Genomic DNA, 13,926 nt, shown 5'->3' on the forward strand with positions numbered 1-13,926 from the left:
CTAATTCTAGTTCAGGGTGCCGAAGATCCATACATCAGTCTCCATCTTGTAGGGGCTCTTGACCGTCGGAGTATATCGTCCATAGTACGAACCTCTCGGGTCAGGTCTGCTTTTGATAGTTTTTTGTAATATGGAAAACCTGTTGTTGATCATGATTTGGATGGCTACGGGTTTATCTAGGTCCTTGATCCCTATCACTTGAATCGGGATTTTAGATTCGTAAGCCAAAACATCATTATCCAGCAGCTTTGCTACCGCTTGTACGCCATACGTATTGTCGTATGACAACAATCCATCCACTATCCGAGCAAAACCTTTGACACCATATCCCCTGCTTCGCTTGATCAGCTCTTCGCGAACGTTCATATTCGGGAGGTTTTCGTCATTTCTCATAGCCCTAACAGACTCGCTGTCTGGGATCGGAAAGATTAATGTTGCCCCATCTTTCTTTTTCCCATCGGCATTGACATTGATGATGATACCATTTCGAGCAGCTTCCTGTTGCAGGGCAAGATCTTTGATTTTTACCGCCGCATACAGAAATTCACCGTCCTTTGTAACAGCGAAACTCCAGCTGGAGTCCTTGTCCACAAGGGTAAGCTGATCTTCCCATTCTTTCAGGTCTCCATCCAAAGTGACCTGAAAACTCGGTAGAATCGCGTACGGTTCTTTTTTCTTCTGCGCCAACAGGCTCGAACTAGCAAAGATTAAAATGGCAATAATGATATTCCTTTTCATACAATTCTAGGTAATCTACTTTATGACAGCAGTATAAGAAAAAAAATCTTATTCCCGAATACATCACAAAGAAAAGTACAAGAAGTGTAAATAAGTGTAAACGGGGGTTAATCACGGAGATGTTACAGAGGGGACATGAGACTTTAGACATAAGACACAAGACATTCGACATAGAAATGGAATGGTCTACCTAACGTTTTTAATTTTGAAAGGTTTCTCTTTATAATTAAGAATCAAAAAACCGACAAACTGTTCAGATTCTTATGTCTTGTGTGTATTGTCTTGTGTCTAAAGATCCTTATCTTTTACCTCCATGGAATCCTTAACCTTACTTTCATATTTTCAGGATCAATTTATTGAGGCGGGATGTGACGAGGCTGGTCGTGGTTGTTTGGCGGGTCCTGTTTTTGCGGCGGCGGTTATTTTTGCGTCGGATTATTGCAATCCGGTGTTGAATGATTCGAAGAAACTGTCGGAGAAGCAGCGTTTGGAACTGCGTTCTATTATTGAGCAGGAGGCCTTGGATTTTGCTGTAGCGAGTGTTTCTGCGGAGGAAATCGACAAGATCAATATCCACAGAGCTTCTTACCTGGCGATGCACAAAGCTTTGGATATGCTGGGAATGAAACCTGGATTCCTAATTGTTGACGGCAATAAATTTATTCCTTATCAAGAGGTGCCACATGCCTGTGTTATCAAGGGCGATGGAAAATACCTATCGATTGCTGCTGCCTCCATCTTGGCAAAAACCTACCGCGATGAGTACATGGAAAATATCGCCTGCGACTATCCTGATTACGACTGGAGACAGAACAAAGGCTATCCGACAGTCAAGCATAGACAAGCAGTACTGAAGTTGGGCTTTACACCGCATCATAGAAAGACCTTTAGAGTAACAGATCCTCAGCTTACTCTTTTTTAAGAGAGACATTAGACATAAGACATTAGAATTGGTAGGGCGCGTCTATTTCCGCATGATCGGTGAGGACACCGACCATGGCGAGCTTCGCCCATCATAAAAGAAGGCGACCTAAAAAGGTCGCCTTCTTTTATGATATTTATCTATACCTTATTTATTTGCTTTCGCATCAACAGGTTTTTGCTTTTCATTTTTATGTTTGATTGATAGCCAGATTGCGAATGCTAATCCCAACACCAAAACAATTGAAGCGATCAAAGAGATCACATTGCTTACTTTCATTGAATTAGGTGCGAAAACAAATTCTACTTTATGGTTACCGCCCGGTAATGAAAGCCCTCTCAACAGGTAGTTGGTCCTGATGATTGGCACCTCTTCTCCATCGACATAAGCTTTCCAGCCTTTATCATAATAGATTTCTGAGAATACAGCAAATACATTGTTTCCTGCTGAATACTCATATTTCAAGGTGTCTGGATGGTAGGATACCAATTTGATATCTGCGTTATTTGGCTGTCCAATTGATTTGTCTCCCAATTGGCTTTTCAGTCCTTCGTAGATAACAGCTTCTTTGCTTGGGTCAAATGTTCCCAAAGCATCCATTTCAGCTTGGTTGCTGTTGACGAATTTAACATTGTTGACAAACCATGCATTTCCCAATGCTGAACTTCGGCGTTGAATCTTGTCGGAATTGTTGCTTTGATCTTTTGGTGATCAGGTAACGAACATTCATCATATCCAGCACATCCTCATTCAGATCTCCATTGAATTTGTTTTCCAGCAATTCTTGGAAACGCATCAGTTTTGCAGCATGGTAACCACCGAAACTTTTATGGAAATATGATGCGCTAGCGTCATTGAATGGACTTGTTGGTCAGGTCAAATACACGGTAAGAAAGGTCTTTGTCCAAGTGGATCAATTGATCTACTTCACGTTCTGGTATTGGTCGGTCATACGTGCTTTTATCTACAAATGAATCTGAATTAAGATATCTTTTATCCACTGACCATAGGTCAACAAGGGTGATAACTGCAACTGCTGCAATCAAAACTGTAGCAGAAAGTTTCTTTTTGACGAAGAACCATACAAATCCGAATGTCAATGCGACGATAAAGAACGATCGCCATGCATCTTTAGATGCCAAATCAGCACGGTCTTTCAATAATGAATTGACCAATTCATTTGCTAGATTTGGATCTGGAAGCATTTGCTGAACGGATGCTGCGAATTCTTGATGTGTAGATGTTCTTAATGAAAGAATACTAGGCATCACTGCCACCAATAAACAGATTAAAGCTACCGCTCCACCTGAATACAGCACCTTTTTATCAAGATCAACGATTTCATTGCCTCTTGTAATAATTTCATTCAGTCCAATTATCGCCAATAGCGGCATCAGTACGGACGGAATTACCAAGATAGATTCCACTGCCCTGAATTTATTGTACATCGGGAAATAGTCGAAGAACAGATCTGAGATAAATGGCAGGTGTCTACCGAATGCCAAGAAGAAGGTTAGGATCGTTGCAGTAAGAATCCACCATTTCAAGCGGTCTTTTACAACGAACAGGGCAAGCACAAATAGGAATATTACTCCGGCCCCAAAGTACCATGGCCCTGAAGTGAATGTTTTTTCGCCCCAATAGGTAGGGAAGAATCTATTTGCTGACTGCAAGGCTTCGGGAGCAGATGCACCTAATTTTCTGTAGCGTTTTTACCGTATTTGATTTTTCATCAAGGGTACCGCCGGTTCTGCCTCCATACGCGTTTGGAATCAACAGGGTTATGTTCTCACCAATTCCTTGGCTCCATGCATAGGCATATTCCTTATCAAGTCCTGCTGCACTTTTTCCGTCTTCGGTATGCTTCGTGATATTTGCCTTCCCACGGATTGTTTCCTTGCTATATTCATAGGTTGGGAACAATACTGATGCATTGACCAATACCGCAACTGCGACACCTATCAACTGCAGTCCTGTGGCTTGCAAGAATTTATTCAGTTTTTTGTCACGGATAGCGTAATAAAGTTCGAATCCTACCAGTACCAATAGTGCCAAGAACAGGTAATAGGTCATTTGGATATGGTTGGCACGGATTTCTAAGGCCAGGAATAGCGCGAGCAAACTAGGTCCCCAGAATTTACTGCCTCTGTAACAGAGTATGACAGCCCCTATAATAGGCGCCATATAGGCTATTGCATAAGCTTTATTAATATGTCCTGCTTCGACATAGATCATGTTATAGGATGAAAAAGCTATGGCTATAGCTCCGAGGGCTGCGACCCAAGGTCGCATTTTCAGCACTGCAAAGAGAAAGTATCCTCCCAGTAGAAATAGCAAGAGCACATCTGATGGCGGAGGGAATATAGCCCGGATGGCAGGACCAATATGACTGGTAATATTATTTGCATGGTCATACCAAAATCTGGTATGTTGGCATCCCTCCGAACATGGAGTTTGTCCACAAGGGGGTATTTCCGTCTTTTTCCTTATAGTCAAAAATTTCTTTTTGGCTACCACGCGCTTGCATCACATCGCTCTGCAACAAGGTTTTACCTTGCCACACTGGCGTAAAATAAAACACCACTAAAAGCAAGAAGATGCCTATAATGATTAAGTGATTCTGATTTTCCTTAAACCAAGTTTTCATCTAGTAATTGATAGGATTATTAATGATATAGCCCCAAAAATATAGAATAGATGTGAGATATGAGATATGAGATATGAGAAAGTTGAAAAAAGCCTAGCCTTTCTGGATCAGATTTTTGATATTGGACAGTTCTCCGAAAAGGACCAGCAGGTCGTTTTCCATCAGAACGGTATCCGACTTGGCGATACCGGAGGCTTCCTTGCTGAGCTTTGTAGTTCCTTCTTTGGTGGTCTCGTTTTCAACATGAACCGTAGTCAGGACGATTACTTTGTATTTATTGGTGAGGTCAGCTTCCCGCAGGGTCATGCCAACGTATTTGCTTGGCACTTTGGTTTCGATAATGCTATATTTATCAGAGATCTTAAATGAATCGACTATATCGATATTGTCGAGACGCATTGCCAATCGTTCAGCAGCCTCTTCTTCGGGCATAATATATTCATCGATATTCATGGCTTCGAGTACAGTTTTCTGAAGATCAGATACTACCCTTCCAATTATCCGCTTAACCTTGAGCTGTTTTAACAGAGCAACGGTCAACAGGCTTGCTCCCTCCTCCTCTCCAATGGCCACGATCACGGCATTACTTTCCCTTAATGGCAAAGAGCTCACTGCATCTTTGTCAGTTGTATCCATACATACCGTATGGGTAATTCGGTCTTTGGTTTGCTCGACAATGCTCATATTCTTGTCCGCAGCGATAACCTCATGGCCCAATTCGGTCAAATGTATGGCCAATGATCTTCCAAAATGTCCCAATCCTAATACGATGTACTTCATAAGCTCTAAAACAATATCTTTTCAGTTGGATAAATATAACTTTTGTTCTTTGTGTTTTTAATAAATGCCACCAATAATGTCAACATCCCTACCCTACCGACAAACATGGTGAACATCAGAATAATCTTGCTGGTAGCGGACAGTGATGGAGTTATTCCCAATGAAAGCCCACAGGTTGTATATGCTGAAACAGCTTCAAAAAGCAGGGACATCATTTCTTGGTTAGGGTCTGAGAAATTCAGCAGAATAAAGCTCAGGGCAACTGTAAGCACTGAAAGCAAGATGATGGCGAATGCTTTATTGATAGATTCTGATGCTATTTTGCGTTTATATATTTCTATAGATTCCTTTCCTTTAGCCAATGCTACAATATTCATCAGTGCGATTGCTATAGTAGTTACTTTGACGCCACCACCCGTTGAACCTGGTGACACGCCTACCCACATCAATGTCACAAACATGATCAAGGTTGGCACATTGATAAAATTGAGATCTACACTGTTGAAACCTGCAGAACGGGCCGAGTTAGCCATAAAAATCGAGGTAATCCATTCACCAATAGTTGATTTATCAGCCATCAAGCTATGGTTCTGTTCCAATAAAAAGAATGAAACGGTGGCCAATACAATAAACAAGGTATTGCAGACAACAATAAATCTAGAATTGAATGAGAATACCTGTGGTTTATGTCTGTAGGTTTGTTTTCTAATGAGTTGGCAGATTACTGAATTAATCTTTTCTTTTACCCAGGTATAGAAGTTAAAAATAGTTCCGAAACCGAATCCTCCCAGAATGAACATGGAAGATACTGCGAGTTGGAAGTTATAGTTAAATCTATAATTATCGTTCATGACTCCATCTTTGATGATGGTAAATCCGGCGTTACAGAATCCTGAAATAGCGTGGAAACAGGAGAAGAATATCATTTCTCCCATGGATTCGAAGTTTTTAGGATTGAGGGAACTGAATATAAGTATTGCACCAATAAGTTCAAAAAGTAGCGTTATGAAGATGATGGTCAGCAATGTTGATATGACGGAGTTGAGTTTATTTTCCCCTAATATTTCTCCGAACATGAGTTGGTTTTTGAAGGAGAATCCTCCTGAGAAGAAATATCCAAAAAACCCGGTAAAGGTCATGATTCCGAGTCCTCCGATTTGTATGAGTGCCATGATAACGGACTGTCCGAAGAGGGAAAAATTGGTAGATATATCTGTTGTTGAGAGTCCTGTAATGCACACGGCGCTTGTTGCCATAAAAAAAGCGTCGACGAAGCTGAGAGGCGCTTCTGTAGTCGTTCGGGGCAGCATCAATAGAAAGGCGCCCAACACGATAAGTCCGAGGAAACTCACTACGAACAGGATGGTCGGGTTAAAATAGAAATTATCGAAGAAGAGGCTGTTTTTTGACAGTTCAGTAAGGAATATGATTGCTATTCCGAGATATAGCCATTCATCTTTTGCGAATGTTTCGAGGAATCCGCCGCTGAGTCGTGCGATGGTAATAAAGAGGAAATAGGCACTGACCATCACGCCGGTATAATGGGACATATTTATCCTACGGGCGACGAGGATGGAGGAGATGGTCCTGAACAGCTCAAAGATAAAGAGCCCATAATACAGTGCTACTACGATCTTATCACTGATTACTGCCAATTCTGGATCCGTAATGTAGCCGACGTGGATGACCATGGTAACAGCGCTGATCAAGCTGATGTAGAACACAACTTGATCAACGACCTTCTTCTTATATCGGAAAATATACTTTAGAAAGCTATATATTGAATCCATCTATTTACAAACATAGGAATATCTAAATAAAAGATTATAATCAAAAGTTCAGTGGTCGGTGGAAACACCGACCACGGCAAAGCTTTCACGTGAAACTAATTCTTTTTTTCTTCTTCTTTTTCTCCTTTATCTTTCTTTTTGAACAGTCCTTTGATGAAATTCCCGGTTTTTTTGATCACTTCTTTCGTTTCTTCCACAACTTCTTTACCGGTCTCTGCCGCGCCCATCAATTTTGCTTCTCTCTCTTTGCTGATACCTGCACATTGCTTAATACCCTCAAGCATACTTTGCCATAAAGTCTTAAAGAATGTATGTTCTGGCACACGCTTATAATTCACCTTCCCGATATGGTATTTCTCATTTGCATCCGGATTACTGTCATTGATCAGGATATTGTTTACCACAAAAGACAAGACTCCTTTTTTTGTTTTGCTCATCCCAGGATCCACTGCGTTCATCAAGTTGAGCTTCAAATGGTCATAATCAAACCTGAAATCACCCCAATTCCTATAATCATTGGCTTGGTAATTAAAGGATATCCCTCTGATATTGCCGGATTCAATCTGTGCATTCAACAGTGGTGTCAATATTTTATTGAATGCCGGTGCTTGCATTCTGCCCAGCGAACCCTTGTAGGTATGATATCCATCCTTGCTGAGCATATCAAACCCAAACTGTATTTTTAACAGTCCTGCATTCATGATTTTTGCATGCAGATCTGCACGCATAAATTTGTCCTTTGCCAGGACAGTGCTGTCATTGGTAACATTTGTTAAGGTACCACGTGCATTATCGAAAGTTATGACTCCCTCTTTATTGAACTTGGCAGAATATTCACCATAGAGCACATCTACATTTTCCACAAAGACAGTATCAATTCGAATGAGTTGGTTTACTTTCATCAATTGCTGTTGTGGACCTTTTCCAATTTTAGAGCTTGATTTTTTAGGGTATCTCTTGTCATTATATAATGAAACCGAACCATTCTTGATCTGAACCTGTTCCGCCACGGTTTGTTGGTTGTCGATAAGCTCTTTAAAATTGAGTTTTTCAAACCGTAGGGTGTCAAACTTCATGACCGCCATGGTTACATTTTGATTTTTAGCCTTAAAATAAGCAGCTTTGCTTATTTTAGGAGCATATTCAACTTTTGTCAACAGCACATTCTGATCTTGCGTGTTCAACAACAGTCGGTCAAATTTTGCTTTATAGATCCCATTTGAGATGTCGTACTCAAACTTTGGCACTTCCACCTCCACCATCTTGGTATAGAAAAGTCGGGTTGTATCATGAATGGATGCTTGGTCAACCAAAACATCATGAACCTTAATTCCAATGCTATCGAGAACAATATCACTGGTTTTTCCTTCCTCAATCTTGGAGAACTTGAATTTGACATTATCGATATTGATGTCTCTTACATTGATGGAGCTGAATACATCCTTGATATTGTCGTATAATGTTTTTGTCTGTTTTGGCTGGATGGTATCATTATAGGCATGACGCTCAGACATCATATGGATGTCCGGTGATTCAAATATGATGTCTTTGATATAGAGCTTTCTGTTTTTTATAACATCCCATATATTAAATCGGCGGATTTTCAATGCAGCCAACTTGATATGATACCTGCTGTTTGGTGCTTCTTTTGCCAACACCATTCTATTGTAGACTGCAGAATCGGGAGTCAATTCCGCATTTTTCAGCGTAGCATTCCCCAACGTGATATTCAAGTCTAGGTCATCATATTTCAATGTATACAGCCCATTTGTTGATTTACTGACGGTTTCTTTCAGTTTAGTTTCTACAATAGGCTTCCAATTCCGGCTATAGTACCAGCCGACAACAAATACAGCCGCAATCAGTACGACAACAATTCCAATAATCCATTTCCAAATAGGTTTCATAATTTTATATACAACGATTTACCCCACTATATTATAGGATTAACAATAATTTAGCCAAGAATGTTTACTCCTGATGAATTAAAACATTTGTAATCAGAATTACAAATTTTAACAAGCGAAATCTGCTTGGGTACCAGCTTTAGATTTGTTTAAAAACATTTAATATTCTTTCGCATGATTAATTAATATAAAATATTTACTTAATCTTCTGTTAACAAAGCTTATTTAATTTTAGCCTCTGAAAAACAAAAAAGAAAGGAGGGCAAAGAAAATCAATCTAGCCACTAAATCAAAACTAACATTAATAAACATTAACTAGCGCACAGATTTCTCTAAGCAGGAATTAATCAAAGAAATAATCAACCATCATAATTCAATCCTTAGCATTTAAATTTCAGGATTGATAATTTTTTTTACATGTCTACTATCCTAAAAAAAGGCTACTCAAGTTTTAACTTCGTTTTAAGTCTCTGTTTTATATTGCAGTTATTCTGCATCAAGAATTCCATGGGTTCCTCTCACGCTAATAGCGGTTCAGTATACCCCTCGGGCGAATTATTTGTTTACAATATTGGCTTACAGCAGACTGGTCGCGTCTCTGGTAATGTTACCAATAGTAATGGTAATGCGATTTCCGGAGCCACGATAAGTGTACCCGCGTTGGGAATATCCACTTCCTCAAATAGTGCTGGAAGATACAGCCTAGAATTACCTTCAGGGGAACATACCTTGAAAGTAAGTTTTATATCCTTTGCAAGCCAAGAAAGGAAAGTTACGGTTTCGCCCGGTTCAACTCAAGAAGTGAATATTTCGTTATTGGAGAATAGTGACGACATCGATGAAGTTGTGGTTGTGGGTTACGGTACGTCAAAAAAAACTGACGTTACAGGATCGACGAGTACAATTTCTACCAAGCAGTTTGAAAATGCTCCAGCTACAAGAATCGATCAATTACTACAAGGTCAGGCCTCTGGAGTAGATGTAAAATCGACTAATGGCGCTCCCGGTGCTCCTACAACCATTAGGATCAGGGGTTCCCGATCTATTACCGCAACGAATGAACCCATATACGTCATTGACGGAATCGTGGATCCAAGCGGCACTAGTTTAAACTCCATCAACCCAAGTGATATCGAGAGCATCAATATTCTAAAGGATGCTTCGACTACAGCTATTTATGGTTCAAGGGCTTCCAATGGAGTAATTTTGGTCACGACCAAAAAAGGTGTAGCCGGCAGGGATATCGTTAGATTTTCGACAAACCAGGGGTTTTCCCAGTTACCTCGGAAATTGGATTTAATGAATGCTCGTGAATTTGCTGAATTTATCAATGAGGCTTTAGTTTTTGGGAATAAACCACCTTTATATTCCAACATAGATTCATTGATTAATAAGATAGGCGATGGAACGGACTGGATTGATGCTGTTACGGAAACAGCTCCATTTTCCAGTTATGATGCTTCCGCATCTGGTGGTGCAGGAGGAGACCGAGGCTATACCTACTTTATATCTGCAAATCTATTGGACCAAAATGGGATCATCAAAAACACTGGATTCAAAAGATATCAAGGGAGGATCAATTTAAAGAAGAAATTCGGTTCCCGTATAAATATGGGTGTAAGCACAAATATCAGCAGAGAACAGCATAAGATAAGTAGTTTAAATTTTGGAACTAACACCGGTTGGTCATCTTCCTTCATTTTCTTACCTCCGACAATGCCTATTTACAAAGAAGATGGCTCCTATGAAACGTATAATCCGATCTGGTATACAGGTGGCCACATCAACAATCCGGTTGCAGTATTGGACAAGGTGAAAAATGAAAGGGCAATAAATAATATCTTGACCAATGCTTATTTAGAGTTTGAATTGTTGAAGGATCTGAAATTAAAATCCACCTTAGGTATTAATTTCATCAATCAGCGCGGAAATTATTATAGTCCGACCGACATGCCTCAGAATGTTTTCAATAACACTTTGTTTGGTTCTGCCAATTCGGATATCTATAACACCCTTGGTTTAATCAACGAGAACACTCTAAATTTCAAGCGCAGCTTTGGAGAGCATACTCTGGATTTATTGGCGGGTACCAGTTATCAGACTAAGCGTGTGGATCGTTTATATGGAGCCGGCAGTAATTTGACAAATGATATTACGCAATATAATAACTTAGGGTTGACGGAGCTACAATTCCGTGGTCTTGCCTCAGGTCTGGATGAGAATACGATCATTTCATTTTTGGGCAGGGCGAATTACAATTATGGCGGCCGCTATTATCTTACATTGACGGGCCGTGCCGACGGTGCGTCTAATTTTGCTATTGGCAAAAAGTGGGGCATTTTTCCGTCAGGTGCGGCAAAGTGGCGGATTTCGGAAGAATCTTTCTTTAAGGAATCAGAAATAAAGGAAATTATTTCAGAGCTTGCAGTAAGGGCAAGTTATGGTATTTCCGGGAATCAGGGAATAGCCAACTACCAATCTCTGGCTTCCCTGCCTTCCAATCCAAATTCCTATATATTTGGAGGTCAACAGACCCTTGGATATACTCAGGGGAATTTAGCAAACAAAGATTTAAGCTGGGAGACTACGGCACAATTTGATGCTGGCTTAGACATGCATTTTTTCAATGGACGGATTAACTTGACAGCGGATTACTATGACATGAAAAGCCGTGATTTATTGTTGACTGTTCAATTACCCTCACAGACTGGATATACGAGTAGGTTGATCAATCTTGGGAGGTCTCAAACCAAGGGTTTTGATTTTTCATTATCAGGCGAGGTATTGCATAAGGGAGATTTCAGCTGGCAGGCGAACCTGAATGTATCGACAAATAGTCAACAAGTAACCGACATTGGTCCGTTGAGCAAGGTTTTTCTGGATGCAGGAATAGGTTATGGAGTGACGACAAGTTATCTTCAGAAGGGATATCCAATCGGGGGAAATTTCGGGTTGGAGTATGTTGGGACTTGGAAGAACCAACAGGAGATCGATGCGGAACTTGCAAAACCTATTGAAGAGAGGGAGTTTGTTTCACATAATAGCCATTACCTTCCTGGCGGGCAGAAGTATCGGGACTATAGTCCAGATGGTCAGATCAACATCAATGATTATCATTATTTGGGGCAGGCCAATCCCAAGGTTTTTGGCGGAATTGGAAGTTCCTTTAACTATAAAAGGTTGAGCATGGATGTCTTTTTTCAATTTAGCCAAGGTGCCAAAATGTACAATGCTATGGAATTCTTCAACGGTAGTGGATCCTCCCTGACCAACCAGTTTCACTATTTTGTGAACCGGTGGTCCCCTGAGAATCCAACATCAGAAATTCCGAAGGTTGAATCAAGGGACAATATAGCTAGCACGAGATTATTGCAGGACGCATCCTTTATCAGGCTTAAATCTGCTCAGATCCGATATTCCCTTGGCGGATTGATCCTTCCTCATATTATCAAGGATATGGATGTTTTTGCAAGCGGCACAAATTTATTTCTATGGACGAAATACCGTGGGTTTGACCCGGAGGTAAACAGTAGTGGTGGCAGTTCGACCATCATCGCTAATGACAATGGAAATTATCCCAATGGCCGAGTAATCACATTTGGAGTCAACTTAACACTTTAGTAAAATCAATTAACTATGAAAACAACATCTAAACTATATAAAATCGGAGCATTTTTAGCTCTCTTAGTAGGGAGTGCCTATTTAACTAGCTGTGAAAAATCATTGGATGAGGAGGCAAAGACCTTTATCAATCCTGACGATTTCTTCAGCAACGAAACCCAATGTATCCAAGCAGTCAATGGAGTTTATGAAACATTATATGACATCTACAGTTCACCGGATTATTGGCGGATGGTAGATTTAGGTACTGATGTTGCGTACTCGAAGGATGTTAATTCGTCGGTTCAGAATTACGAATACGGATCAGGCAATACAGGCACGGGCAATTTATGGTTGAATGCCTTTGCGGGCATCAAGAATTCCAATTTGGTGATTAGCAGAGTTTCGAAAGCCCCTATTGATGGTGCGATAAAAGATCGAGTTATCGGGGAGGCCAAGTTTTTAAGAGCTTTGTATTATTTCAATTTATCGAATACTTTTGGTGCAGTCCCACTATGGACAGATGAAATCGTTATAGAATCAATCTCATCCTTAGAGCGAAGCAGCTTAGAAGATGTTAGAAAACAGATCGTCAAAGATTTGAGTGAAGCAGAAGGAGTGTTGCCCCTGTCTTATCCGAGCAGCGATGTAGGGCGAGTAACTAAAGGAGCGGCCCAAACCTTATTGGCCAAAGTTTATCTTTACGCTAAGGATTGGAAAAATGCCAAGGCAACAGCCGAGAAAGTAGTGAATTCGGGCACTTATTCACTTATGTCAGATTATTCACAACTATTTGATGTTAACACTGGCTTTAAAAACAATCAAGAGTCTATTTTTGAGGTTCAGTATCTGCGTGAGCCCACTTCAAACAAGAATACCCGCACCCATTCTATGATTTCCTATTATATTCCACAGAGGGATGCTGGCAAAAGCACCTATGCCGGGGTTGATTTCGGGAAATTGGTGGTTGATGGTTGGAGTGTATTTTTTGCCAACAGCCAAATTGGTGACCATGTTTGAGACAGGTGATAAGCGTAAAGACATTGTTTTAGGGTATGGGTTTAAAGATCAAAAATTCACGGCTTTTCCTAAACCAGGTTATCCATGGTTTGGCAGTAAATTCTGGGATTTGAACGCAAGAGGGCAAGCTTCGGGCAAGGACCTATATGTCCTTCGTTATGCAGATGTATTACTTATGCTTTCAGAAGCAGAAAATGAATTGGGCAATATCAGTGGAAGTGTTAGATGGATGAACATGATAAGGGAAAGAGCAGGACTTCCAGCCTTGGCAACTAGTACAACAAAAGCGGAAATCACCGAAAAGATATTCAGCGAAAGAGCCATTGAGTTTGTTGGCGAATTTCAACGGAGGTTTGACCTCAACCGTTGGGGCAAGTTGGTAGAAGCGGCAAAATCAGTGGCTGTCGACAATCCGATTGGAGCTGCGAAGGTCAGACCATATCATCAATATTATCCTATTTCTCAAGACGAGATAATTAAAAATCCAAATCTTAAACAGAATGAGGGGTATTAATACCAGGT

Annotated in this window: 13 protein-coding genes; 4 read left to right on the plus strand and 9 right to left on the minus strand. The window is 40.5% G+C overall.

Translation table 11 applies throughout. From position 1 onward, the window contains the following. Positions 1–6 precede the first annotated feature (6 nt). A complete protein-coding gene (locus tag FGL31_RS21485; protein WP_138094360.1) occupies positions 7–738 on the minus strand; it encodes a hypothetical protein in 732 nt (243 codons plus the stop codon). Between the two features lie 313 nt (positions 739–1,051). Between FGL31_RS21485 and rnhB the strand changes: the two genes are divergently transcribed. Beyond that, positions 1,052–1,660, plus strand: coding sequence for a ribonuclease HII (gene rnhB / locus FGL31_RS21490; RefSeq protein ID WP_099370502.1), 609 nt, complete (start codon positions 1,052–1,054; stop codon positions 1,658–1,660). Positions 1,661–1,807: 147 nt separating this feature from the next. Here rnhB and FGL31_RS27040 read toward each other — a convergent pair whose 3' ends face one another. The 8 genes from FGL31_RS27040 to FGL31_RS21510 all read right to left on the minus strand — a co-directional run bounded on the left by FGL31_RS27040 (position 1,808) and on the right by FGL31_RS21510 (position 8,784). Then, complete coding sequence (locus FGL31_RS27040) at positions 1,808–2,317, minus strand: YfhO family protein (RefSeq protein ID WP_232047068.1); 510 nt, start codon at positions 2,315–2,317, stop codon at positions 1,808–1,810. Then, positions 2,286–2,456, minus strand: a complete 171-nt coding sequence (locus FGL31_RS27045) for a hypothetical protein (protein ID WP_232047069.1) — start codon at positions 2,454–2,456, stop codon at positions 2,286–2,288. Before FGL31_RS27045 ends, FGL31_RS27040 begins: the two co-directional genes overlap by 32 nt. A 55-nt stretch (positions 2,457–2,511) precedes the next feature. Further along, a complete protein-coding gene (locus FGL31_RS27050) occupies positions 2,512–3,333 on the minus strand; it encodes a hypothetical protein (protein WP_232047070.1) in 822 nt (273 codons plus the stop codon). Beyond that, positions 3,317–3,997: a putative glycosyltransferase family protein gene (locus tag FGL31_RS27055; RefSeq protein WP_232047071.1), complete on the minus strand. Its 681-nt coding sequence runs from the start codon at positions 3,995–3,997 to the stop codon at positions 3,317–3,319. Before FGL31_RS27055 ends, FGL31_RS27050 begins: the two co-directional genes overlap by 17 nt. Before the next feature lie 73 nt (positions 3,998–4,070). Beyond that, the gene (locus tag FGL31_RS27060) at positions 4,071–4,307 is read right to left on the minus strand and encodes a hypothetical protein (protein ID WP_232047072.1); all 237 of its coding nucleotides are present in this window, start codon (positions 4,305–4,307) and stop codon (positions 4,071–4,073) included. Positions 4,308–4,400: 93 nt separating this feature from the next. Beyond that, complete coding sequence (locus FGL31_RS21500; RefSeq protein WP_099370504.1) at positions 4,401–5,087, minus strand: potassium channel family protein; 687 nt, start codon at positions 5,085–5,087, stop codon at positions 4,401–4,403. Between the two features lie 5 nt (positions 5,088–5,092). After that, positions 5,093–6,877: a TrkH family potassium uptake protein gene (locus tag FGL31_RS21505; protein ID WP_232047073.1), complete on the minus strand. Its 1,785-nt coding sequence runs from the start codon at positions 6,875–6,877 to the stop codon at positions 5,093–5,095. 95 nt (positions 6,878–6,972) lie between these two features. Beyond that, entirely contained in the window at positions 6,973–8,784 is a 1,812-nt protein-coding gene (locus FGL31_RS21510) for an AsmA family protein (RefSeq protein ID WP_138094362.1), read from the minus strand. 507 nt (positions 8,785–9,291) lie between these two features. On the opposite strand from FGL31_RS21510, the gene FGL31_RS21515 reads away from it, so the two are divergent. Genes FGL31_RS21515 through FGL31_RS21525 form a run of 3 tightly spaced genes read left to right on the plus strand, consistent with a single transcriptional unit; the run spans position 9,292 to position 13,918 of the window. Beyond that, positions 9,292–12,405, plus strand: a complete 3,114-nt coding sequence (locus FGL31_RS21515; protein WP_171017759.1) for a SusC/RagA family TonB-linked outer membrane protein — start codon at positions 9,292–9,294, stop codon at positions 12,403–12,405. A 15-nt stretch (positions 12,406–12,420) separates the two neighbouring features. Further along, positions 12,421–13,404 carry a RagB/SusD family nutrient uptake outer membrane protein gene (locus FGL31_RS21520; protein WP_138094366.1) on the plus strand — a complete coding sequence of 328 codons (984 nt, stop codon included), beginning with the start codon at positions 12,421–12,423 and terminating at the stop codon, positions 13,402–13,404. Beyond that, entirely contained in the window at positions 13,397–13,918 is a 522-nt protein-coding gene (locus FGL31_RS21525) for a RagB/SusD family nutrient uptake outer membrane protein (protein WP_171017760.1), read from the plus strand. Before FGL31_RS21520 ends, FGL31_RS21525 begins: the two co-directional genes overlap by 8 nt. Positions 13,919–13,926 lie beyond the last annotated feature (8 nt).

The organism is Sphingobacterium daejeonense, from assembly GCF_901472535.1.
Taxonomy (GTDB): Bacteria; Bacteroidota; Bacteroidia; order Sphingobacteriales; family Sphingobacteriaceae; genus Sphingobacterium; species Sphingobacterium daejeonense.